Source organism: Pseudomonas sp. GW704-F2, from assembly GCF_059423025.1.
On record NZ_JBWKXO010000009.1, the window covers coordinates 1 to 22,462 of the forward strand.

At 56.6% G+C, this 22,462-nt stretch carries 18 protein-coding genes and 7 pseudogenes; 4 read left to right on the forward strand and 21 right to left on the reverse strand.

The annotated features are described in order from the left end of the window. From AC07W0_RS09810 to mobH, 3 genes and pseudogenes are all read right to left on the reverse strand, one after another. Positions 1-869: pseudogene (locus AC07W0_RS09810) on the reverse strand (hypothetical protein); the annotation flags it as partial. 324 nt (positions 870-1,193) lie between these two features. Continuing rightward, positions 1,194-1,409, reverse strand: a complete 216-nt coding sequence (locus AC07W0_RS09815; protein ID WP_102617441.1) for a hypothetical protein — start codon at positions 1,407-1,409, stop codon at positions 1,194-1,196. Positions 1,410-1,819: 410 nt separating this feature from the next. After that, the gene (mobH, locus tag AC07W0_RS09820; RefSeq protein WP_102617440.1) at positions 1,820-3,544 is read right to left on the reverse strand and encodes a MobH family relaxase; all 1,725 of its coding nucleotides are present in this window, start codon (positions 3,542-3,544) and stop codon (positions 1,820-1,822) included. A gap of 231 nt (positions 3,545-3,775) precedes the next feature. On the opposite strand from mobH, the gene AC07W0_RS09825 reads away from it, so the two are divergent. Continuing rightward, positions 3,776-3,970 (forward strand): DUF7740 domain-containing protein, encoded by a 195-nt coding sequence (locus AC07W0_RS09825; protein ID WP_027912535.1) that lies wholly within the window; start codon positions 3,776-3,778, stop codon positions 3,968-3,970. A 141-nt stretch (positions 3,971-4,111) separates the two neighbouring features. Here AC07W0_RS09825 and AC07W0_RS09830 read toward each other — a convergent pair. The 15 genes and pseudogenes from AC07W0_RS09830 to istA form a co-directional block, all read right to left on the reverse strand. Continuing rightward, a pseudogene (locus AC07W0_RS09830) lies at positions 4,112-4,213 on the reverse strand (ArdC-like ssDNA-binding domain-containing protein); the annotation flags it as partial. Then, positions 4,212-4,340: pseudogene (locus AC07W0_RS09835) on the reverse strand (chemotaxis protein); the annotation flags it as partial. The pseudogenes AC07W0_RS09830 and AC07W0_RS09835, both read right to left, overlap by 2 nt. After that, positions 4,337-4,879: a PFGI-1 class ICE element type IV pilus protein PilL2 gene (pilL2, locus tag AC07W0_RS09840; RefSeq protein WP_014338756.1), complete on the reverse strand. Its 543-nt coding sequence runs from the start codon at positions 4,877-4,879 to the stop codon at positions 4,337-4,339. The pseudogene AC07W0_RS09835 and the gene pilL2, both read right to left, overlap by 4 nt. 106 nt (positions 4,880-4,985) lie before the next feature. Continuing rightward, a complete protein-coding gene (locus AC07W0_RS09845; protein ID WP_102617439.1) occupies positions 4,986-5,732 on the reverse strand; it encodes a DUF5983 family protein in 747 nt (248 codons plus the stop codon). Between the two features lie 53 nt (positions 5,733-5,785). After that, positions 5,786-6,280 carry a RadC family protein gene (radC, locus tag AC07W0_RS09850; RefSeq protein WP_014338758.1) on the reverse strand — a complete coding sequence of 165 codons (495 nt, stop codon included), beginning with the start codon at positions 6,278-6,280 and terminating at the stop codon, positions 5,786-5,788. 100 nt (positions 6,281-6,380) lie between these two features. Continuing rightward, positions 6,381-6,638 carry a hypothetical protein gene (locus tag AC07W0_RS09855; RefSeq protein WP_041475988.1) on the reverse strand — a complete coding sequence of 86 codons (258 nt, stop codon included), beginning with the start codon at positions 6,636-6,638 and terminating at the stop codon, positions 6,381-6,383. Between the two features lie 69 nt (positions 6,639-6,707). Beyond that, positions 6,708-6,959, reverse strand: a pseudogene (locus AC07W0_RS09860) (STY4534 family ICE replication protein); the annotation flags it as partial. Continuing rightward, positions 6,925-7,263 (reverse strand): annotated as a pseudogene (locus AC07W0_RS09865) (ParB family protein); the annotation flags it as partial. The pseudogenes AC07W0_RS09865 and AC07W0_RS09860, both read right to left, overlap by 35 nt. A 406-nt stretch (positions 7,264-7,669) precedes the next feature. Next, positions 7,670-7,897, reverse strand: a pseudogene (locus AC07W0_RS09870) (AlpA family phage regulatory protein). Between the two features lie 112 nt (positions 7,898-8,009). Continuing rightward, positions 8,010-8,759, reverse strand: a complete 750-nt coding sequence (locus tag AC07W0_RS09875; protein ID WP_034113394.1) for a hypothetical protein — start codon at positions 8,757-8,759, stop codon at positions 8,010-8,012. 577 nt (positions 8,760-9,336) lie between these two features. Next, positions 9,337-10,017, reverse strand: a complete 681-nt coding sequence (locus AC07W0_RS09880) for a TetR/AcrR family transcriptional regulator (RefSeq protein ID WP_080569988.1) — start codon at positions 10,015-10,017, stop codon at positions 9,337-9,339. Next, a complete protein-coding gene (locus AC07W0_RS09885; RefSeq protein ID WP_014338772.1) occupies positions 10,004-10,855 on the reverse strand; it encodes a 3-hydroxybutyryl-CoA dehydrogenase in 852 nt (283 codons plus the stop codon). Before AC07W0_RS09885 ends, AC07W0_RS09880 begins: the two co-directional genes overlap by 14 nt. 13 nt (positions 10,856-10,868) lie before the next feature. Then, positions 10,869-12,053 (reverse strand): acetyl-CoA C-acyltransferase family protein, encoded by a 1,185-nt coding sequence (locus tag AC07W0_RS09890; protein ID WP_014338773.1) that lies wholly within the window; start codon positions 12,051-12,053, stop codon positions 10,869-10,871. 110 nt (positions 12,054-12,163) lie between these two features. Then, entirely contained in the window at positions 12,164-12,919 is a 756-nt protein-coding gene (gene istB / locus AC07W0_RS09895; protein WP_057711072.1) for an IS21-like element ISPsy14 family helper ATPase IstB, read from the reverse strand. A 19-nt stretch (positions 12,920-12,938) separates the two neighbouring features. Then, positions 12,939-14,453 carry an IS21 family transposase gene (istA, locus tag AC07W0_RS09900; RefSeq protein ID WP_102617438.1) on the reverse strand — a complete coding sequence of 505 codons (1,515 nt, stop codon included), beginning with the start codon at positions 14,451-14,453 and terminating at the stop codon, positions 12,939-12,941. A 310-nt stretch (positions 14,454-14,763) separates the two neighbouring features. Between istA and AC07W0_RS09905 the strand changes: the two genes are divergently transcribed. The 3 genes and pseudogenes from AC07W0_RS09905 (at position 14,764) to AC07W0_RS09915 (ending at position 17,622) form a co-directional block, all read left to right on the forward strand. Continuing rightward, positions 14,764-15,780, forward strand: a complete 1,017-nt coding sequence (locus AC07W0_RS09905) for an AraC family transcriptional regulator (protein ID WP_014338774.1) — start codon at positions 14,764-14,766, stop codon at positions 15,778-15,780. A gap of 780 nt (positions 15,781-16,560) precedes the next feature. Then, a pseudogene (locus AC07W0_RS09910) lies at positions 16,561-16,758 on the forward strand (HAMP domain-containing protein); the annotation flags it as partial. A gap of 138 nt (positions 16,759-16,896) precedes the next feature. After that, complete coding sequence (locus AC07W0_RS09915; protein WP_404940916.1) at positions 16,897-17,622, forward strand: methyl-accepting chemotaxis protein; 726 nt, start codon at positions 16,897-16,899, stop codon at positions 17,620-17,622. Between the two features lie 52 nt (positions 17,623-17,674). Here AC07W0_RS09915 and AC07W0_RS09920 read toward each other — a convergent pair whose 3' ends face one another. From AC07W0_RS09920 to AC07W0_RS09930, 3 genes are all read right to left on the reverse strand, one after another. After that, positions 17,675-18,133, reverse strand: coding sequence for a MarR family winged helix-turn-helix transcriptional regulator (locus tag AC07W0_RS09920; protein WP_034114523.1), 459 nt, complete (start codon positions 18,131-18,133; stop codon positions 17,675-17,677). Positions 18,134-18,196: 63 nt separating this feature from the next. Continuing rightward, on the reverse strand, positions 18,197-18,754 hold the full coding sequence (folE, locus tag AC07W0_RS09925; RefSeq protein WP_014338777.1) for a GTP cyclohydrolase I FolE: 558 nt from the start codon (positions 18,752-18,754) through the stop codon (positions 18,197-18,199). A gap of 100 nt (positions 18,755-18,854) precedes the next feature. Then, positions 18,855-22,418 (reverse strand): indolepyruvate ferredoxin oxidoreductase family protein, encoded by a 3,564-nt coding sequence (locus AC07W0_RS09930; RefSeq protein ID WP_014338778.1) that lies wholly within the window; start codon positions 22,416-22,418, stop codon positions 18,855-18,857. Between the last annotated feature and the right edge of the window lie 44 nt (positions 22,419-22,462).

The window sequence follows — 22,462 nt, forward strand, 5'->3', positions numbered from 1 at the left end:
ATTAGATAGAAGAAAACTGTTTCTGGGATTTCGTTAGGTAGTTCTTTCAAATGCATGTGAAATTTTTTATCGGCGGGGAATATTTTAGTCAGTTCCCTTCCAAGTTTTCTTATTTCTACTAGCTTAATTTGTTCGAGCTTTTGCGAGAGAGATTTTGTTGTAGAAGTGTATTTTTTTAGATAGCTTAAAAGCGCTTGTTGGGCACCTTTTTTAATGGTTTCTTCGTCCAGCTGTTTCACCATATTGCCTTGTGCATCGGTGGAATCTTTTATTCCGTATATGTTTGTTGGGAGAATACTGCCTTTTGATGTTATATATAAATTAGAAAATGCCAGCTGGTTAAGTTGTTTTTTTTCAGAGTCTTGGCTGTATTGTGTACATACCATGTCCTGAACCTGTCCCGCGCAATAGTTTACAACGATCTCAGTATTGTTGATTGTTATTACAGAGTTAGATTGAACCTGTTTGTCTGTTCTAAGATCGAGTCCTATCGAGATGTCCGTATTAACTTGTAAGGTCTCTTTTGTGAGTGATGTAAGTGCGTTGAAGAATTGTGATTCATACAAGTATTTGTCAGAATAATTTGTTTCAATGTCAAGCTCGCAGTTGAAATCAAAATAGATCTTGGTGGAGCCGTCGTGGACTGCCGTAGTTAAATCTCCAAAGTCTACATAAGATCCATACCACAATATCGGTGATCTAGTGTTTGATTCTACAGATTGGCGGAGTAGAGGATATGTTCGTAAAAACGTACTTTTTCCACAACTGTTTCGACCAACAAAAATATTGATTTTTTTTATCGGGATCAGTTGGGTTTCTGCGCCGAAGCTTCTAAGATTTCGAACGCCGAAGGAGTTGACGTGGCTCAAGGTTTATGACCTGTATTGACAGATGAATAACGATTATATTAAGGTTTTGACTTAGTTGTATATTTAACTAGTCATACATGGCTTTCGAACTCTTTCGAGATGTATAACCTATCGAGTCTCTATAAAATTTCGGTCTATACATTTTCAATATTCAATCCTTTGAACGGTTAGAAATGTCCAGCCTATTCGAAGCCAGACGATACCTGAATATCATTCACAAAGCTTGGCCGAGTCAAGGCCAATGCCCCCAAGCCAGAATATCAAGCATAAGGGCCCCTATCGGTAGGAGAGGCGATAGTCAGTTCCCGCCCTGTTCACTGAAACCTAGCCAAGACCTTTACTCTTAAGCCGTGCCAAGCCTTGTTTGATATGGCCTGCATTTTCGCCAATCTCCTCGAGTGCCCCACGAACATTATTGCCTACAACCGAGCAGCCTTGCTGCTCCACCCACAACGTAAGGTCCATTACGGCAGCCTCCAAGGCTAGCTGATTGTGATAGATCCTATCCAGCACATCCGGCAGCGAGTAGCTCCCTGACATTGATCACCCCCTTTTTCAGAAAACTCAAGCATAGCAACGGCAGTGCCGGTAAGAGAAACCACAAAGCGATAGCTTAAAATCTGCTATGGAGCAGTCAGAAGCGTAGCCCGATTAAATCCGGTAGACGAATGTTTAGATAGGATCAAAAGGCAAAAAAATCGAACTCCGTCGTGGAGCCGCTACAGCCGGCGAAAAGGGCAGGGCCTAAATGTGGTGAAAGATGATGGTACGAAAGTGGTACGGGGTTTTTTATGATGCTCTACAGGGCTCGTATTACAAGGCCTGTAGAGTTAGCAGTTCCAATCCATCATTGGACGCAAAGCCCGCTAGGACGGATAATGGGGCGATCAAGCAGCGAGGGTTCTCCAGGGGCCAACTCTGCGTTTCGAACCCATCAATGGGCAGGATGTTCAGTTTTTTTCGATTTTAAGGAAGGGATTGTCGGGCGGAATTAATTCAAAAAGTAGCTTCGGTTCCTCAATCAGATATCCCTTGAGGACGGTTTTCTTCCTTGGACCTTGCACGTGGCATGTCCAGATGTTTAGACCATTGTCTCGCTTCCTATGAACCCTCAGCTTCTCGAACTGCTTTTGCACCCAGCGCCATGCCTCAATCTCCTGATCTGAACCCTGCGAAACGCCTGGAAACTCCTGCGCATAGCGTTGGAAGAGACCAGGCGTGACCAGAAATACGCTGCCATCCACCGTGTGGATTTTGGCCTTGCTGTCGTTGATGATCAGTTTGTGGCTCAGAATGCCTTCCTTGACCCAATTCAGGAATGCCTGGCCTGGGTTATCCGATTGAAGCGTTGAAATTTCGATAGCACTTTCTGGCAGTGCGTCACTGGCCTCAGGCTTTTCCAACTCGAACATGTCCAGCAGCGTGCCGAGGTAATCGCCATCCTTTAGTACCATGGGATCCGGCTGCGGTTGGCTTTGAGCTGATCCTGCACTGGCTGTCTCAGGCGCTGGTGTTGGTATCTGGGTGTCAGTTGAGTGGTCATGGGCTGCAATGCTCACCGTTCCGCTGAAAGCCTCGGGCCGGTCTTCGTTCCCCCAAATCAGCGCCGGTTGAAGGCGCAGAAAGGTGAAACTCTGCTGCCAATTTCCCTGTGCCACAAGCGCGGTCCAGATGGCTTTGCCTTCCGGTGTGGACTCCACCAATCCATGCGATTGCAGCTCGTCAAACACCGCGAGATTGGACGAGGGAATGCCCTCAATCGATTGCGACAGCAGATAGGCTCGTAGCCTGTCCGTGACCGTCTTACTGACGAGCCAGAGTGCGTCCTGGGTCAGCCATCCCGCGGCACCTGGCTGGTTGAGTTTCAGTTCGTGCTGAACCAGATGACGCAGTCCGCTGATTAAGTGATGTTGCAGCGAATGAGTCGGTGCCTGCAGTGCCTTGCTCGGATTACCACCGATATTCTGCGCAGTAGAAACGCGGTCGGCCTGCATCACCAACTCACCGAGCACGCCGGCACGTTCGTACTGGCCCGCCAGGACATAAAGCAGACTGGCCCAGAGCGATGGAAATCCACTGAGCCAATCGAGGATTGTGCGGTCGAGAATTCGGGTGTAGAGCAATCCTGCAGCCGCGCCGTGCAGGTGGTAGTCACGACCCTTGATATAACGGAAACGGTAGGGCTGATCCAGGGATCCCTGCCAAGGATGCCAGACACGGCCATCTTGGCGCTCAACCAGCAGGTCCACGGCGATCTTGCCGATGTCATGGAGCAACGCGCCATAGGCGATGCCAGCGGACCAAGCGTCAGTCTGGGCGGCTTGGTCTTCAGGTGCGGCGCCGGTGGGAAGCAGATACGACTGACGTAATTTCAAACTACAAGCGACCAGTTCCAACCCATGGTCTAGCATGCCGCCAAGATAAGCATGGTGGTGCGTCTCGCTGGCTGGAAGCTGCTGGACCAGCTCGGCGTATCGATGGATCGGATTTAAATAGAGCTGGCTGAATTGCGGATGGGAGAGGGCGGTGTACTGCCAAATGCGATCAAGCAATTGGCGGCGATGCTCGGCTGCTAACAAGCTCTGGGACGATTCGATGAACCGGTACCCATCGGCGACGTTTACGGTTGGTGGCGGAGGAGGCTTTTGCCTTTTGTGCCGAAACAGACTGAGCATCATGGTCCTCCCGGGAACTGGCAGAGTCAGTGGCCTTTTAGCCTTTTCGGATAGGGCTCTTACCCTTGACTCCCCATTCCCTTCCAATCCTTACCGGCCCTTTTGACGCGTTTCCCTTTGTGCGGCAATCGGAATATTGATTTGTCCTGGTGCCGTTTTGTTGGATGCGCATGCTGGTACGAAAAAGGAAAGTGTCGGTACACTGCGGTGCGAATTTTATCGGGTCTTGCCATGAACCTCACGGACGCAACGCTCATACTGCTGCTCGCGGCACGTATCCATGGAACAGACGAAGCCGTCAGGGCCTCGGCGAAGAGCGTGGTCAAGAAGCTACCGCGCAGCAAACGTGATCTGATCTACAAGGTGATCGATAGCCGAAGTCCACTTGAGCTGGTGGATTACCTGGCTGAGAATCTGGATACGTAACGGCGAACTGGGGTTACGGGATTACCTCATGTTCTTTGCGTCAGAACTCCGCACTGTGGGGATTTTTCTGGGCATAGAAAAAGGGTCCAACTCGTGTTGGACCCTATGAAGCGTTTGCAGCGGTGAGGTGACGATCAAGCTCCATCTTTCATGCATCGCGAACCCCTGCAACCTGGCCTCGGCCCAGAGCAACGGTAAATTAATGCCTGAATAGGGACGCTGCGTGATGGCGTTAATGGGATAGGCGTTGGGCGTTCGCATTTTCCAGCTCGGTCACGCGTTGATACTGGTTATACAAACCACCACTCAGCCCGGAGACCGCCAGGCAAAGTGAGCCGACAATGAGGGTTTGAAACGTCGTGGCTTTCATGGGCGTGCCTCCGGCTGATGGGCCGCGCTGGGTGCGAGCCGCACGACGGCAGCATCATTTTTTTGCCGTTCGAAGCAGACCGAACGGCTAACCTCATCGATCGTGAGTTGCCAGGCGGGGCCAGCCAGTACTTGTAGCGCGTTGCGTAGTGAGATCGGGCCGAGCCGGTAATGGGCGGCAGGCAGAGGCCGGGTAAACAGTATTTTTACTGGTTCGGCAGCAGGGCAGAGCGAATAACCTGAGCGCTGCAGCACGTAGTGCATCGCTTCCTGTACCGAAGGATTCAGGTTGGACGGAATGCTCACGTCAACAATTTGAGCGAGAAGATCACGTTGTTCCGGGGTGGGCTCGGTGCTGACCAGCGTATAGCGGCCATAGCGGAGCTCTGTCGGATGACTCTCTTCGGCTGTACTCCTCGAAAGCTGGGCCCGATTGGAACCACCGGCATTCTCTGGACTAGTCGGCAAATGGGTGGGGATCTGCGCCGTGCAGGCGCTCAATAAACCCAGCAGGCAGACAGGCGTGAAAAAACGCTCCATGGAAAAAACCTCATGTCAGATTCAGTGCAGAACCTGACATGAGGTGAAGGAGCGATTCAGTGAGTAAGTTGATTCAAGACGGGTCGTGTTTAAGTTGAACGCGTTGCTATTCGTCATAAATGGCGAGCCCATCCAAGACGGCAGCGTCGGGGTCGAAAATCAACAACCTCACATCCGCCAATGCCGCCAGATACAGTACGTTGACCAGGGCTTCCGGTGTGCCAGCGTCGAGCTGCTCCTGCCTCAGCGATGTGTAAGGACTGCCCTCAATCTTCATCAGATTTTCGTCGGTCCAGGGCGTGCCGACCAGCTTACACCCGAGGCCATTGCCGTCTGGCAGGGCGAAGGGTTCAAACAGCAGACCGGTTGGTCCGGAGTTGAAATTGCTAGCCCGGCGTTCCAAGTAGCGCAACGCCTCTTCAGTGAGGTGTGCGGTACTGATCTCCCAGGCTCGACTGTAGTGTCCTGTGTCGAAGCTCAAACGGTGGACCATGGCTTGGGCTTCTTCCTGGGAGTAAAGGTCACCGACATGATGTCGTTCGTTGAGCATCTCGCCAGTCACGGCATAGATCACTTCCCGCACCAGCCCGGTGGACTGGAAGTGTTCATCCAATTCATCCGGAATGGCCTGACCCTCGCTGATCAGAGCGAAGTCGTCGTTGAACAGGCAGGCGAACAGTTCCAGCGCATCGTTGGGTAGATGAGCTTGTGAGTCGTGTATGGAGCGAAAGCAGGGAGGGCAGTCGTTCGCGTAGGTGATTTGCAGCAGCCGTTCAATAAATAGATTGTCATAGCCGCGAACGAATGGGTTTGAGGCCCCCAGCATGGCTGGGGCTTGGGTAGTGGAGTTCATGAGTATTTCTCCAGGATGAAAATGAACAAGGCGCCCGAAGGCGCCTGTAAGGGTTAAAGCCAGCCGTATTCGGCAAGAGAAAGTGGGCGACCTTCACCCACGATGAAGTGATCCAGTACGCGCACTTCGATCAAATCCAACGCCGCTTTCAACCGTGCGGTCAAGGCGCGATCCGCCAGGCTGGGTTCCGTGCAACCGGAGGGGTGGTTGTGGCAGACAATGGCCGCTGCTGCGTTATGTGCGAGGGAGCGCTTGACAACTTGGCGGGGATAAACACTGGCGCCATCGATGCTGCCGTGAAAGAGGATCTCGAATGCCAGAACGCGATGGCGGGCATCGAGAAAAATCACACCAAAAACTTCATGCTCTTGTTGCGCAAGATGAAGTTTCAGATATGAGGCCACGGCGTCAGGTGACGTCAGGTTGGGGCCGCGGGTGAACAGCCGACGATCCAGAATGTGCAGCGCTTCGTCGATTAGCTGGTTTTCCTGGGCGATACGATCAGCCTCGACATCCGAGGTTTCAATCAGGGTGAGTGGGGTGCTCATGGCGTACCTCCGAAGGGAACAATCCGGGGGTACACACCTGAGGGGAGTGTTGTCCCCGAGGTGGATATAGAGTGACGGGCATTGCCCGATGACGCGCTGTTTACAGCCGAGTGAATCGGTGGCGTTGTCCGTGCAGGTGTGAATCACAACCGTCGCAGGGCAATGGAGAGGCAGTTCTTATACCCTGGCCAGTTTCGGGGTCGAAGTCGGCACTGATGGGCATTAGCCGAACCAGCCCAAGATGGAGGTCAGCAATGCGTTTTGCGATCTCATCTGTCGTGTAGTAGAGCGATAACGTGCTGTAGTCCTCGTAAGCCGCAGCGAACAGGCAATCGTCGCAAAGCCAGAAGGATTCCATATGGGTTCTCCTGTGCAGATTGAAGAAAGGCGCTCGATTGAGCGCCTTGATGTAAACATCGTGAATTGTTCAGGCGGACTGAACAGTACGTGTAGCGACACGGCGGGCCGTGCGGGGAGTGGGTGCAGATTCAGGTTCAGCCCTGGACTTCGCTGGGGTGTCGGTATCCTCGGCATCGGCATCAGCCGACGTTGGGGATGGCTCACTGTTTGGCGTTTGCTCAGCGGGTGCTGTTGCTTCCTGCCTGGCAGGCGCTTTGTACTCGAACGTGCCGTTGACCTTGATCCAGTCGATGTACAGCAGACGACCTTTCAGGCTGCCACAGCTCGCCGAGAATTGCCAACCGCGTATTACCGCCGTTGCGGATAATGAAATAGGTCCCACCCGGGCGGCGGGTAATCGGCGGTGGTTGATCCAGCCCGCGTTCACGGATGGAGGCTTTAATATCGTCAAAAAGCGGATTACGGATGAAGCGTGGGTTGTGTTCGTAGGGTCGTAACTGCTCCAGTGTGACCAGCATGGGAGTGTCGACGACCGGATCGGAGAGTCGCTCCAGTTCTGGACCTCGAGGAAAATGGTTCTGGTGCAGTTTGTCGGCGACCTCCTCCTGACTGAGCTTCTTCATTTGAATAGTCTCAGTTAGCGCCGGTTGCGCAAATGGTCACCGACCTCGAATTTGACGATCTTGAGAGTCCGCGCATCTTCGAAGTGACTGGAAAGTTCTGTTAGGAACGATCCCATGGTAGAGCGTCCGCCCTGCAGGTGAAATACCACGGTGCAATACTCTTCGGACGGCGGAGGGGGCAGCCAATCGGATGGCTGAACGACGATGGGTAGTTTATCTAACATCGAAGAGATCCTTGCCAATGCTATTGGCGTCGAGGCCGGTCAAACAATATGGCCGGGCGAGAAACACCCGCTTGGTAATTCGTTTCATTGAGCCTCCTCACACGTGGCTATCGAGGTTGACGGCAACCGTGGGTTTACCTGTTCCACCTTTAGTGGAAGCCACCGACACCTCGCGCGTAACATCAGCGCTGCTGCGCCAAGCGATCGGTGACCCATCGCTCGATCTCCATTGAGTCCCATCCCACAGCACGCAATCCAATGCGCTTGGCTTGTGGGAATTTGCCCTCCTTCATCAAGCTGTAAATGTGCGCGCGCTTGAAGCCGGTTTTTTACTCCACCTCTTCACGCCGCATAATATGGCGTTCGACTTGTGGTTGATGCTTAGCGATGGGGAAGGACTGGCTGGACATAATGGTCACTCCTGGCGTCGATTGGCGCGTGATAAGACGTGACCTGAATTGAATCGTTGAAACGGGTTGGCGTCATTGCGCTGCAACTACAGCGATTGCAGCGCAATCTGCCCTAGCGCTCCGAGAGGCTGCGTTTGGCAGCAGCAAATTTCTCATCCAGATTTCGCTTGGATATGCCTGGCAGCTTGTCATAATGGGCGGTCAGTGCGTCGACAATGGCGGCTTGGGAACGGAAAACTGAATGAGGTTTTCCTGAGGGAGAGTGACCGAGCAGTAGACTGAGCATCGCTCCGATGATGTGGAGGTAAGTGGCCTCACTTCGGTCGCTTACTTTGCCGTTAATTTTGATGAGATGCTCGATGTTCTCCTTTTCCAAACCGACAGCTTCAAGTTCACTCAACAGTTGTTGATAAGCTGTTTCTGTACTCCTCACCTGTAGTTGCAAAGCATCACGATCGGCTTGTAGAGCCAAGTAGGTACCAATGCTGATTGTTCCGTTCTGGTTCAATGGTTGATCGAAAAGGAAAGCTGGCTTTTGTTCAGGGTGAAAGCGAGACATCCAAAGTTTAAGATCAGTGTGGCGGATGGTTACTTGAGTGCACTCGACGCGAGTCCCAATGGCTACCTGTATGCCGAGGCAGCCGTAGGGAAGTTCTCCATGACGAATAGCATCGAAAATTTTCTCAGTGTTTGCGTACAGACATGGCCATTGTGGGAAGGCAGACCTGAGCATGGTAGGTGATCGCCAGGCTACCTCGAGAATCTGCGTCTCGTAGGCCATTAAGTTGCACCAACGTATTGCTGCATCGATGGGGCGATAGAATACCTGTGCCAGTGGGTTACAGCTTTGAGATATGTACACCGAAGGAACCTCCTATTCCTGTAAATCATGGACTCCTAGAATAAATTATACGTCGAATCCATCATTTTTCTTTCGTCCAGCCCCGGTGTCAATAGATTAAAAACTTTATACTATCCCCAGGTACGTACGGTCCGTTCCTGGCCACTATTGTAGTGTTCGGACCATCATGGGGGCATGAGAAAAAAATAGTAAGAATTTCAACTATTGATGTTGGTAACGATTGATGCGTTTGTTACCTGATCATAGCCAGTTGGCTTTCTTGCAGCGTTGAGCTACATACGTTCGATGAATATAGTCTTCGCCCATAGCTCGGTACGCAACGTTCGGTTGTTCTTTTAGCAGATTTGCGGGCATAACCACCCCACTGTAAGTAGCAAAAGTGTTTCGCTAGGCGTTTCCGCGGCGCGAGCCGTTCGGATTCAAATATCGGTTCGTTACGCCGATCAATTGATTCACATGTTTGGGAGAGGGGGCATCGGGGATCTGCGCCTGCTAGTATCGAGGGGAGTTTTTGAAACGAGTGCAGACTAGGGCAGTGTTCACAGGAGCCGCGCCTGCTCCCAACAACTGCCCTCTGCTACGATGTCTTCCTGCAGTGGAGCTCCGAATAAGTTTTCTGGACTGCGGCGGGGGTATGAGTTTCCTGGGGGTGTTTTTTGAAACCAAGGCCAGGCTTATTGCCAGATGCCAGCGACCTCTCGATGGCGCCACTCACCAGGTTTTCTATCAGACTATCGTGCTCTCGTTCCTCCAGCGAATAGTGCGTCAGCCAACCGGGCGCGCTGTTAAGCAGCGTGGCAATGGCATGACCGACGGCTCGGCCCTGTTCACTGAGTCGGGAGCGGACACCGAGCATCATTAGCAGTTGGCGTTCGTACTGTTCGCGAAGTTGTCGGACCCGTTCTTGCTGTTCTTCATTCAAACAACCGCTGTCACGCTCCACCAGGCGAAAATGCCAAGGCATCTCCCGATGTAGATCCTGGTGGGCGCGGATCAATGGCTTGAGCCTGTCGCGTTTTGTCGTAGCCGTTTGCTTGATGCGCGCCAGGGTTGCCAGCAGCTCTTCGTAAAATTCTTCGATCAGGTCGAGCAGCAAGTGTTGTTTGCTGGGGTAGTGGTGATACAGCGAGCCTGGGGACAGCCCCAGGCACGTGGCAAGCTCTCGCATGCCGACCTGACCGAACCCTTTGCTGGCAAAAAGCTCCAGCACCTTGTCCCGATACTCGGCGAAGCGCGAGCAACGCTCAGGCATAGGCATGGAAGCCACGCCCTGTTTTGCGTCCCAGGTAACCGGCGGCAACCATCTCCTTGAGCAGTGGCGCGGGGCGGTATTTGCTGTCGTTGAAACCATCGTAGAACGCTTCAAGGATAGCGAGTAGGGTATCCAGGCCGATCAGGTCCGCCAGCGCCAGCGGGCCGATTGGCTGGTTGCAGCCCAGGCGCATGCCCACGTCGATATCTTCGGCGCTGGCCAAGCCTTCCTGAAGCACCAGGATTGCTTCATTGATCATTGGCACCAGGATCCGGTTGACCACGAAACCCGGACGGTTGGCAGCGGTGATCGCGGTCTTGCCGAGCGTGGATGCCATTTCCAGCGCCAGGGCACGGGTAGCATCGCTGGTTTGCAGACCGCGTATCACTTCGATCAGGCCCATTACCGGCACTGGGTTAAAAAAGTGCAGGCCGATGAAGCGTTCAGGCCGGCTCACACTGGCAGCTAATTGGGTAATGGACAGCGATGAGGTATTGGAGGCGATTACACATTCGGCGCTGACCTGCGCGGCGATTTGTTGTAGCACGCGCAGTTTCAGGTCGAGGTTTTCGGTGGCGGCCTCGATCACCAGTTGCGCGTTTTGCAGGCTGTGGTATTCAGTACTGGTGCGTATCCTGTCGAGAGCCGCGAGCTTTTGCTCATGTGTCAGGGTGTTTTTGGAAACCTGTCGATCAAGGTTTTTATTGACGGTTGCGACTGCCTTTTGCAAGGCACCCTCGGATATGTCAATCAAGGTCACATTGAAACCAGCCAGGGCGCAGACCTGCGCGATGCCATTGCCCATGGTGCCGGCGCCGATGACGCCTATATTCTGAAGAGTCATGCGTATTTCCTTATCAAACCCGTTCGAACAACACGGCGATGCCTTGGCCGCCGCCAATACACATGGTCGCCAGGGCATAACGGCCTTGACAGCGATGCAGTTCGTGAATGGCTTTGGTGGCAATGATCGCGCCAGTGGCGCCCACAGGATGGCCCAGCGAGATGCCCGACCCGTTGGGGTTGACCTTCTGCGGATCGAAGCCCAGTTCTTGCGCTACGGCACAGGCCTGGGCGGCAAAGGCTTCGTTGGCCTCGATTACATCGAGGTCGGCGACGCTCAGGCCGGCACGTTCGAGCACCAGGCGGGTGGCGGGAATCGGTCCCAACCCCATCATCGAAGGTTCAACGCCGGCGTGGGCATAACCTACCAGTCGCGCCAGGGGCTTGAGGCCTTGTTCGTGAACAGTCTGGCCCGTGGCCAGGATCAGTGCGCCGGCACCATCATTGAGGCCAGACGCGTTGCCAGCGGTGACGCTGCCATCCTTCTTGAAGGCCGGCTTCATGCGACTCAATTGCTCGGCGTCGACCTCGGCCCGTACGTGCTCATCCGTCGCAAACGAAACAGGCCCTTTGCGGGTCGCGACTTCGATCGGCACGATTTGCCCGGAAAAACGCCCTTCGGCAATCGCCCGGGCAGCCCGCTGCTGGCTCAGAAGCGCCAGTTCATCCTGGGTCTGACGCGTGATGCCATAGTGCTCGGCGATATTTTCAGCAGTGATACCCATATGGAAACCGGCAAATGGGTCCTGTAATACCCCAAGCATATAGTCGATGGCCAGCACGTTGCCCATTCGTGCCCCCCAGCGCGCCTGCGGCAACAAATACGCCCCCCGGCTCATGGACTCGACGCCACCGGCCAGCGCAGCACCCGCGTCTCCGAGCATCAAGCTTTGCGCGGCACTGACAATGGCCTGGAGACCCGAACCGCAAAGGCGGTTGACGTTGAAGGCGGGGGTTTCTTTCGTCAGGCCGGCATTCATTGCGACAGCCCGAGAGATGTAGGCATCACGTGCCTCGGTCGGGATCACATGTCCCATCACCGCATGGCCGATGTGTTCGGGCGCCAGGCCTGACCGTTCGATAGCGGCGCGGGAAACCTCGGTTGCCAAGTCAATAGGCGGCACGTCCTTGAGCGAGCCGCCAAAGCTGCCAATGGCAGAACGGACGGCGCTCACGACAAAAATATCGGAATGCTTCATGTTGCCTGCGCATTCCACGCCATCCGGCCACCCAGCCCACCAACATCCGGCCACCTATTCCACGCTCATCCGGCCGGGCAGTCGGAGCGCAGCGACGCAGGTTTGCATTGTTAGTCTGAAGTCTCTGTCGCCGTCAATTTCGTTGCGCGCCTGCGCATCGATTCGCCCTTCAGTTCGATCCGATAAGCGTTATGTACCAGCCGGTCGAGGATCGCATCGCCCAAGGTCGGATCGCCGATCAGTGCGTGCCATTTGTCCACCGGCATCTGGCTAGTCACCAGCGTCGAGCGGTTGCCGTAGCGGTCGTCCAGCAGTTCAAGCATGTCGCGCCGCTGAGCAGCGGTAAACGGCGCCAAGCCCCAGTCATCCAGGATCAGCAGGTCGGTCTTGGCGTAGCCGGCCATTAGCTTGGCGAAGCGGCCGTCGCCGTGTGCCAGGCCCAGTTCTTCCATCAAGCGCGGCAGGCGCAGATAGCGCACGCTGTAACCGTCGCGGCAAGCTTTATGAGCCAGCGCGCAGGCGAGCCAGGTTTTGCCTACGCCCGTCGGCCCGCCGATGATCAGGTTCAGGCCATCGCGCAGCCACTGACCGCTACCCAGTTGCAGGATCAGCGCCTTGTCCAGGCCACGAGGGCTGCGGTAATCGATGTCTTCCAGGCAGGCGTTATGGCGCAGTCGTGCGGCTTTGAGGCGAGTCGTCAGGCGGGCGTCTTCGCGCTCGGTCAGCTCGCGGTCGACCATCAGGCCGAGGCGTTCGTCGAAGCTGAGATCGTTGATGTCGGGCGTTGCGTGTTGTTCGCCAAGCGCCTTGATCATGCCGTGCAGGCGTAGGATTTGCAGCTTGTCGAGGGTCGGGTTAGGCAGCATGTTCGTGCTCCTTTTTCAGTCAGTGGTAGTAGCCAGGGCCGCGCAGATTGATATGTTCATCGGGCAGTAACGGCAGGTTTTGCTGGGCAAGAGGTAGCCGTTCCAGGCCTTGGCGCAGGATCGATTCGAGGCTCTTGTAACTGCATGCGCCTAGGGCCAGCGCACGTTGGCAAGCGGCTTCCAGCCGCTCTTCGCCGTGCTGTTTGCTCAAGCGCAGGATGCCCAGGCAGGCGCGGAAGCCATGCTGCGGATGGATTCGGCGTTCGAGGATGTAGGCGATGACACCGGCCGTATTCGGGCCCGTCTGCTCAGCCCAGCGGATCAGCCGCTGGGGCGTCCACTCGGCGTGTTCGCGGTGACTTTTGGGCATGTGCTCGGTGTGGGTAGTGTGGCGGCCTTTGTGCGGCGAGCGCAGATGGCTGGCCACGCGCTGGTTGGCGTGGAAGCACTCGACGGTCTGCGCGGTCAGGCGTACTTCGAGTTGGTGTTTCACCAGTTGGTACGGCACGGAGTAAAAATGGCCGTCGACTTCGACGTGGTAGTCGATGTGGACTCGCACCTTTTTCCATTCGGCGTAGACATATGGATGTTCTGGTAGCGGTTGCAGCGCGGGTTGGTCGATGGTCTCGAAGGCCGAGCGGCGTGAGCCGGGCAGTTTCTTGAAGGGCTTCTGATTGAGGCGATCCAGCAGCAACGCGATGGCTGTGTTGAGTTCGCCCAAGGAGAAGAACTGGCGGTTGCGCAGCACCGCCAGTATCCACCGCTCGACGACCTGTACGCCGACTTCAACCTTGGCTTTGTCCCTGGGTTTACGCGAGCGCGCGGGCAGCACGGCTACGCCGTAATGCTCGGCGAGATCGCGGTAACTGGGGTTGATATCCGGCTCGTAGCGATGCGCCTTGGTCACGCCACTGCGCAGATTGTCGGGCACCAGGATCTGTGCGGTGCCGCCGAAAAAAGCAAAACAGCGGGCGTGCGAGCCCAGCCAGTCGGGCAGTTTCTGCGACCAGGTCGCCTCGGCGAAGGTGTAGCTGGAGGCGCCGAGGACGGCGACGAATATCTGGGCCTGGCGGATCTCTCCGGTTCGCCGGTCGATGATCGGCACGGTCTGACCCGCGTAATCGACGAACAGCTTTTCGCCGGCGCGATGTTCCTGGCGCATGACCACGTCGACCTTGGCGGCCCAGAGCCGGTAGTGCTCGCAGAACCAGCTGTACTGGAAGCCTTGCGGGTGCGCCAGTCGATATTCTTGCCAAAGCAGGGCCAGGGTTACGCCGGGGCGGCGCAACTCTGCGTGGACATGAGTCCAGTCCGGCATCGGACGTTGATCGCTGGGGACGTCGGGTGGTGGCGGAAAAAGACGCTGCTGCAACTGCGCCTCGCTCGCCGCACACGGCCAAGTCAGCCCGCTGGCAGCAAAGCGATTGAGGTACTCACCGATAGTTGCGCGACCCACCTGCAAGCTGACAGCGATCTGGCGAGCAGATAGGCCGACCTCAAACTTGAGACGTAGCACTTCCTTAATTTTACGCATGGATAACCGCTCCACGACGACCTCTCTGCTTCGATAAAAGAGGTCGATGGTAGTGAATTAATCCTGCGTTGCTGCCTGCCTTGTGGGTGGCCGGATGGCCGTGGAATGGGTGGCCGGATCATCGTGGAATCAGTGGCCGGATGTTCATGGAATGGGTGGCCGGATGCCCGTGGAATCCGCAATGTTGCCCTCTAAGCAGGTCTTTTATGTTGGACACGAGTTTAGAATCAGCAGCGCCACTGGCCTATGCCAGAACTGTTCAAGGGTGATGGCGTTTTTTGCCATATTCAGATGTGAGAGAGGCATTCAAATGCGGGAAACGGATTCGGTGGCGGCTTACTTCATGTTCCCCATGATCCATGCGCTGCGTGAGAAACCGCAGCGTCTGCGTTCAATACTGGAACAGGTGGGCATCGATCCGGCATTGCTGGGTCAACCGACAGCACGGGTACCGGCCAAGGCCTTCGCCGCGTTGTGGCTGGTGCAGATTCGTGAGCTGAACGACGAGTTTTTTCAATTGGACGCCCATGGCATGCCGCCGGGCAGTTTTGCCTTGATATGTAGGGCATTGATTCAGGAGCCGACGTTGGAGAAAGCCATGCGTCAGTGCCTGGCCAATTTTGCCCTGTTCCTAGGTGATTATCGCGGCACGCTAACTGTGCGTGGCAAACGTGCGGTGATCAGCTTGCAGAGCGGTTCGCAGGACAGTGAGGTCAGCCGGTTGGGAGAAGAAACGTTCCTGGTGTTGATGATCAGTCTGCTGTGCTGGCTGGGCGGGCGACGCATTCCTATCGATCGGGCAGACTTTCGTCATCAGCGCTTGTCGTTGCGTGATGATGCGTTGCTTTGGGGAGCCAACTTGACCTTTGGTGCCGAGCGCACCGAAATCGAGTTCGCCAGTCATTACCTGCGCTTGCCCGTAGTCCAAGACCTTGCCTCGCTGAAAGTTTTTTTGCGCACCGCACCGCAATGGCTGGTGATCCGCTTTCGCAACCAACATGGGCTGGCGTCGCAGGTTCATCAACGCCTGCGCCACAGCCATTACAGCGAATGGCCGACCTTGCAGGCCTTCGCCCTGGAGCAGCACCTGAGTCCCAGCACGTTTCGCCGGAAGTTAGGACGTGAAGGTTGTTCGTATCAGGAAATCAAAGATGAAGTGCGGCGCGCGCTGGCGTTTGAATGGTTGCGCCAGAGCAAGGCGAACATCAGCGAGATTGCCGAGCAGTTGGGATTTCAGGAGTCGAGTGCGTTTCATCGGGCGTTCAAGAAGTGGACGGGGGAGAGTCCGGGGCGATATCGGGCGCGGTTTCGGGTTCGTTCTGAATGAGCCATGCGCCTTGGCCGGCATGTGAGGTGATGAGGCGTCGATGCGCGTGCGCGCTCGCTGGAACCGGTCATTGATGGGGGGCAAATAGTTATTTTTATTCTGAAAGAAGAATTAAATACTGTATAAAGAATTAGGCGGGAGAGTTGCCTGCCCAGTCATGTCCCTATAAAAACAAAAACGGTACCCATCATGTCACTTCTCAAAGGCCTTTCTATCGGCGGCAAACTCCTCGTGTTGCCCGGGTTATTCATGCTCGCTCTCCTGGTTGTCTCCGGTCTGGCCTACCGGGGGCTTGCCAAGCAGCAAGCGGTGATTGAGGAAATAGACCAGTTGCGCTTTCAGCAGTATCGCCAGGTATTGGAAACCTCGGCCGCCTCGCAGGCGGCGATGGTCGGCGCTTATGCGGCAGGCGCGCGAATTCTCGAATCCAACGGGCAAGCTTCTGCTGAAGACCTTGAGTCCTATCTGGAAGACATGCAGGCCAGTGTCGACGATATGCGCGTGGGGCTGGACAAGGTAGCCCGTGAGACGCGCCTGGGTGACGAGGAGAAAGCCCTCTACCAGGCCGTGCAGGAACAGGCCGCGGTCGTTGGCGAGGGCCTTGCCGATTTCAAGCGCACCGCCCTGAGCGATCAGATACAGGCTGCTTCGCTGCTCGGAAGGGCGCGCGCCGATAACAATGGGCTACAAGGCCAATTCAGCCGCCTTCTGGGGCTGCAGGCGGAGCTGACCTCTGGCGCCTTTGCCGAGGCCGGTGCCACGCAACGACAGGTATCGCAGATGCTGGTCGTGGTATTGCTGGTCGCCAGCATACTGGCTGTGGTGGTCAGTCTGTTATTGCGTTCACAGATCATCCGGCCCATCCGGGAAATCGAGCAGGCGTCGATCGACTTGCGCGACGGCGACCTGACCCGACGTGTGCGGGTCATGGGGCGAGATGAGGTTGCCCATACCGCCCAGGCATTCAACGAGCTCATTGATAGCTTCCAGCAGGCCATGCGCAAGGTAGCCGGCGTTGCGGCATCGGTTGGCGCGTCGGCGGAGGAACTTGTGGAAACCTCTGCTCGGGTGGCCGAAAGCTCTACCGCACAGGCCGGTGCGGTGGGTGCGGTTTCGATGACCATCGAGCAGATGAGCGACGGGATTGCAGCAATCTCCCGTCATGCAGAGAGCCTGCGCAGTTGTGCCGAAGCCAGTTTGCGTGGTGCGCAAGATGGACACCTGGCACTGGCACGACTGCTTCAGAAGATCGACAGCGTGCGCCTTGCGTTCTCAGCGATCCGCGGCTCGGTGGGCGACTTCGTCGAGAGCACGACGGCGATCACTACGAGCATCGCTCAGGTCAAGGATCTTTCCGCACAGACCAGTATGTTGGCCCTCAATGCGGCGATCGAGGCGGCGCGGGCAGGAGAGAGCGGACGCGGTTTCAGTGTGGTGGCCGACGAGGTGCGCAACTTGGCACAACGCTCTGCGACGGCCGCTAATTCGATCAACGAACTGACCGTGAAGCTGGAGAGTCAGTCTGAGGTTGTCGACGAAGCCCTGCGCGCCGGCACGGTGGCGTTGGATGATAGCGGCCGATTGTTGACTGAGTTGGAAAGTACGCTACAACAGGCAGCGGAACTGGTCGGTGATTCCACGCGCGGGGTGGACCAGATTGCGGACGCGGCGAGTGTGCAGAGCGAGGGTGGGCGGGGCATCACTGCGAACGTCGAGCACATCGCGCGCATGGCCGGCGAGGGCGATGCGATCACTCATCAAGTCTCCGGAGCCGTGGTTTCTTTGCGGGAGCTGTCCGATGAGCTGAATCTGGCGGTAGGACGTTTTCGCTTTGAAATATGACCGACCGATCCAGGGCGCCTACGGATGGGTGCTTGGTGGATTCCCGTTGCACCTAGCCTGCTGTGGCTTCGTCCGGGGGCAGGCTGCAAGCCGTCAGCAAATGTTCACGCATACGCTCTAGGTACTGCTGCAATTGGTCATACTCCTGAGGGGAGAAGTCTGCCATGGCCTCCAGTCGCGTCTGCTCGCCAATGGAGCGCATGAACTGCAGCAGCGGGTGGGCACTCGGGGTTAGGAACAACAAGAAAAAACGACGGTCAGTGGGGTGGTTGCGACGCTCAATCAAACCGCGCGCCTGCATTTTGTCCAGCAGGCGTACCAGAGTGACAGGCTCGACTTCCAGCAGATCGGCCAGACCTTTTTGGTAAATGCCCTCATGCATGGACAGTTTGGATAGAACTTGCCATTGAGCGCGCGTTAGGCCGGCTGCACGAGTCAATCGCTCGAAACGTTTTCGCATCAAACGGGCAACGTCATGGAGAACTAAGCTGAGGGTAGATTCAGTTGTCATTAGGCACCTCAAGTCAATGTTTGAACTGAATGCCGCCATGCCTGGGCGAATCAGGTGCATCGCCTAGCGGCTGCGGATCAACTGCAAGAACTCCTGGCGCGTGTTGTACGACTCGCGAAAAGTACCGAGCATTACCGAAGTGCTCATTACAGAGTTCTGCTTTTCAACGCCGCGCATCATCATGCACATGTGTTTCGCCTCGATTACCACCGCCACGCCGGCGGCACGGGTGATCTGGGCAATAGCTTCGGCAATTTGACGGGTGAGGTTTTCCTGAATTTGCAGGCGGCGGGCAAACATATCGACAATACGCGCCACCTTTGACAGACCAAGCACTTTGCCCGTCGGCATGTAAGCAACATGCGCCTTACCAATAAACGGCAGCATGTGATGTTCACACAGCGAGTAAAGTTCGATATTCCGGACGATGACCATCTCATCGTTGTCCGACTCGAACAGTGCACCGTTGACGATCTCTTCGAGCGTTTGCCGATAGCCATGGCAGAGGTAATGCATGGCCTTGGCCGCGCGTTCTGGCGTATTCAGCAAGCCTTCTCGCTGCGGATCCTCGCCCACGCCTTGGAGTATTTCCCGGTAGTTTTTCGCCAGCTTTTCGTCCATTAGTCGACCTTGTTGTCAGGTTGAAAAAGAAGAGAACGTCATACCCTGCCACGTGGCAAAAAAACGTACACCCCGACGCCGCAGCGCCGGGGTGTCGAACTTAAAGTTGGGTGACGGTGATTTTTCCTGTGGTTCGACTGGCATCGTGAAACGCTGCCCCCGTGCCGTTGCGCCACTGCTCAAGCAAAAGTGCCTGGCGCTCTCGGGCGTGGGCGAGGAAGCGTTCTTTAACCGGACCATAACCGCGGACGCTGTCTGGCAACTGCGCCAGATCCTGAGCCAGGCCCAGCTTGTCCGCAGTCAAATCACTCAACACTTCGTCGAGGATGCTTTCATAGTTGGCCAGCCAGTTACGTTCCACCTTGCGCTCGTGGGTGCGACCGAATGGATCGAGCCAGGTGTTGCGCAGGAACCTGAGCTTGGCCAGCAGCTTGAAGCCTTGCAGCATCCACGGGCCGAAGCTGCGCTTTTTCGGCTCACGACCGGTACCGTTATCATTGAGCAGCGGTGGCGCCAGGTGGAAGCGCAGGCGGTAGTCGCCCTCGAAGCCCGCCTGGATTTTTTCCAGGAATTGACCATCGGTAAACAGACGTGCCACTTCGTATTCATCCTTGATCGCCAGCACTTTGAAGTAGTAACGGGCGACGCTTGCCGACAGCTTGCCCGGCTGCCCGAGCAGTGCCGTTTCCGCTGCCATGACTTGCTCGACCCGTTGTCGGTAACGTTGGGCATACGCCTTGTTCTGGTACGCCGTGAGAAATGCCACGCGGCGTTCCAGCGTTTCCTCCAGGCTTTGCGACAGCCGGCGATCTGCGTTCTGCACGTTGCCGGCTTCCAGCTTGCGCAAGACCCGTGGCAAATCTTCGGCACTGCGCCGGCCCCATGCAAAGGCTGAAAGGTTGAAGGGGACCGCAGTGCCATTCAATTCGATGGCCTGTAGCAGCGCCGCTTCGCCCACGGGCAACCAGCCTTTCTGGTAGGCATAGCCGAGCATGAAGGTATTGGTGGCAATCGAATCGCCCATCAATGCCGTGGCGATTTTGCTCGCGTCGACGAAGTCGGCCTGGGCCTGGCCAACCGCTTCGGCGATTTGTGCCGACATGCTTTGGGTCTGGAATGTCGGGTCCGGGTGTTTCTGCAAATCGCCGCTTTCGGCCTGTTGGGCAAAGGTGCGCACAAAGGCGCTGGTAATACTTTCTTCACTGTTGATCAACGCATGGGTAACGCCCTGGCGCAGCTTGGACAGGGTTTCGGTGTTGGCGCTGACCACCAGGTCGCAGCCCAGCAGCAGCGCTGCTTCACCTTCGGCAATCCGGGGCGCGAACAACTGATCCTGATGCGCGGCGATGCGGATATGCGACCACACCGCGCCGCCTTTTTGCGCCATGCCCGCCATGTCCAGGTTGAGTGTGCCTTTACCTTCGATAAACGCTGCCATTCCCAGCAGTGCGCCGATGGTCACCACGCCGGTGCCTCCTACGCCGGTCACCAGAATGCTGTAGGGCTCATCCAGGGTAACGGTCGCAGGGGTTGGCAGTTCCCAGACGTCATCCGCCGTAGCCGCCAGCGCCTTGGGTTTGCGCAAAGCGCCACCTTCGACCGTGACGAAACTCGGGCAGAAGCCGTTGAGGCAGGTGAAGTCTTTGTTGCACGAGGACTGGTCGATTTCCCGCTTGTGGCCGTACTCGGTTTCCACTGTCACCACCGACATGCAGTTGGATTTGCTGCTGCAATCACCGCAGCCTTCACACACCGCTTCGTTGATCACTACCCGGCGGGCCGGATCGGGGAACTTGCCGCGCTTGCGACGCCGACGTTTTTCCGCGGCGCAGGTCTGGTCATAAATGATTGCAGACACACCCTGGAATTGACGCAGCTGTTCCTGCACCTCGTCCATCTTGTCGCGACGCAGCACCGGCACGCCATCAGCCAGATCATGGATATGCTGGTATTTCTCGACATCGTCGCTGACCACCACCACGCGCTGTACGCCTTCGGCGGCGAGCTGTCGGCTGATCTGCGCCACGCTGAGGCTGCCGTCCACCGGTTGCCCACCGGTCATGGCTACGGCATCGTTGTAGAGAATCTTGTAGGTGATCTGCACATTTGCCGCGACGGCAGCCCGGATCGCGAGAATGCCGGAGTGGAAATAGGTACCGTCACCCAGATTGGCGAAAACATGTTGGGTGGTGGTGAAGGGCGCCTGGCCGATCCACGCCACGCCTTCGCCACCCATCTGGCTGAAAGTCTGGGTCTGGGGGTAGATCCACGCGGCCATGTAATGGCAACCGATGCCGGCCAGTGCCCGGCTGCCCTGGGGCACTTTGGTCGAGGTGTTGTGCGGGCAACCGGAGCAGTAATGGGGGACGCGGTCCATCAGGTTGCTGAACTGGCCTTTGCTGGCCAGCTGCGCATCCAGCACGGCCAGGCGCACTTGCAGCGGGCCACTTTGATGTACCCGCAACATACGCTTGGCCAGCGCACGGGCGATCATCGCCGGGGTCAGGTCGTTGATGGCGGGCAGCAACCAATCGGTGTGCGGCAGGCTCCATTCACCTTTGTCGTCAAACTTGCCGACGATGCGCGGGCGGACATCTTCGCGCCAGTTGTAGAGTTCTTCCTTCAACTGGTATTCGATCATGTGGCGTTTTTCTTCGACCACCACGATTTCTTCCAGGCCCTCGGCGAACTGCCGCACGCCTTCAGCCTCCAGCGGCCAGACCATGCCGACCTTGTACACGCGCAAGCCGATCTGCTGCGCCAGGGCTTCATCGATACCGAGGATTTTCAGTGCCTGGCACACGTCGAGGTAGGATTTGCCGGACGTGATGATACCGATCCGCGCCTTCGGCGAGTCCATCACGATCCGGTCGAGGCGATTGGCGCGGGCGTAGGCGAGGGCGGCATACAGCTTGTGTTCCAGCAGGCGTTGTTCCTGCGCCAGGGGCGGGTCTGGCCAGCGAATATTCAAGCCGCCTTCGGGCAGCGGGATATCGGGAATGATCGGCTGCACGCGATGAATGTCGATATCGACAATGGCCGCGCTCTCCACGGTATCGGCCACTGCCTTGAGCGCAACCCAGCACCCGGAATAACGTGACATGGCCCAGCCGTGCATGCCGTAGTCGAGGTATTCCTGCACGCCCGATGGTGCCAGTACCGGCATCATGACTGCTTTGAAGATGTGCTCGGTCTGGTGAGGCAGCGAGGAGGAACGCGCGCCATGGTCATCACCGGCAATGGCCAGTACACCGCCGAACGGCGAGGTGCCGGCGGCGTTGGCGTGACGGAACACATCGCCGCAGCGGTCGACGCCCGGACCCTTGCCGTACCACATGCCAAACACGCCATCGTAGGTGGCGCCTTCGAAGAGGTTGACCTGCTGCGTACCCCAGATCGAGGTGGCGGCGAGGTCTTCGTTCATGCCTGGATGGAACACTGTGTGGTGCGCCTTGAGATAGTCGCGCGCCTTCCACAATGCCTGGTCGAAACCACCCAGCGGCGAGCCCCGATACCCGGAAATAAACCCGGCGGTGTTCAGGCCATTGGCCAGGTCGCGTTGGCGCTGCATCAGCGGCAGGCGCACCAGCGCCTGAATCCCGCTGAGCAAAACGTTTCCACTGTGCTGGACGTATTTGTCATCCAGGGACGGGGGCGCACTCATGTTCATCCTCCAGGCTTTATTGTCATGGCGGCGCCAGGAGAGCG

Coding starts and splice junctions, on each gene's coding strand:
- mobH (WP_102617440.1), bottom strand. CDS start 3,544: ATGCTCAGTCTGTTTCGGCACAAAAGGCAAAAGCCTCCTCCGCCACCA.
- AC07W0_RS09920 (WP_034114523.1), bottom strand. CDS start 18,133: ATGACAACTGAATCTACCCTCAGCTTAGTTCTCCATGACGTTGCCCGT.
- AC07W0_RS09815 (WP_102617441.1), bottom strand. CDS start 1,409: ATGTCAGGGAGCTACTCGCTGCCGGATGTGCTGGATAGGATCTATCAC.
- AC07W0_RS09880 (WP_080569988.1), bottom strand. CDS start 10,017: ATGCCTATGCCTGAGCGTTGCTCGCGCTTCGCCGAGTATCGGGACAAG.
- AC07W0_RS09855 (WP_041475988.1), bottom strand. CDS start 6,638: ATGGAATCCTTCTGGCTTTGCGACGATTGCCTGTTCGCTGCGGCTTAC.
- AC07W0_RS09905 (WP_014338774.1), top strand. CDS start 14,764: ATGCGGGAAACGGATTCGGTGGCGGCTTACTTCATGTTCCCCATGATC.
- istA (WP_102617438.1), bottom strand. CDS start 14,453: ATGCGTAAAATTAAGGAAGTGCTACGTCTCAAGTTTGAGGTCGGCCTA.
- AC07W0_RS09845 (WP_102617439.1), bottom strand. CDS start 5,732: ATGAACTCCACTACCCAAGCCCCAGCCATGCTGGGGGCCTCAAACCCA.
- AC07W0_RS09930 (WP_014338778.1), bottom strand. CDS start 22,418: ATGAGTGCGCCCCCGTCCCTGGATGACAAATACGTCCAGCACAGTGGA.
- AC07W0_RS09825 (WP_027912535.1), top strand. CDS start 3,776: ATGAACCTCACGGACGCAACGCTCATACTGCTGCTCGCGGCACGTATC.
- pilL2 (WP_014338756.1), bottom strand. CDS start 4,879: ATGGAGCGTTTTTTCACGCCTGTCTGCCTGCTGGGTTTATTGAGCGCC.
- radC (WP_014338758.1), bottom strand. CDS start 6,280: ATGAGCACCCCACTCACCCTGATTGAAACCTCGGATGTCGAGGCTGAT.
- folE (WP_014338777.1), bottom strand. CDS start 18,754: ATGGACGAAAAGCTGGCGAAAAACTACCGGGAAATACTCCAAGGCGTG.
- AC07W0_RS09915 (WP_404940916.1), top strand. CDS start 16,897: ATGACCATCGAGCAGATGAGCGACGGGATTGCAGCAATCTCCCGTCAT.
- AC07W0_RS09885 (WP_014338772.1), bottom strand. CDS start 10,855: ATGACTCTTCAGAATATAGGCGTCATCGGCGCCGGCACCATGGGCAAT.
- AC07W0_RS09890 (WP_014338773.1), bottom strand. CDS start 12,053: ATGAAGCATTCCGATATTTTTGTCGTGAGCGCCGTCCGTTCTGCCATT.
- istB (WP_057711072.1), bottom strand. CDS start 12,919: ATGCTGCCTAACCCGACCCTCGACAAGCTGCAAATCCTACGCCTGCAC.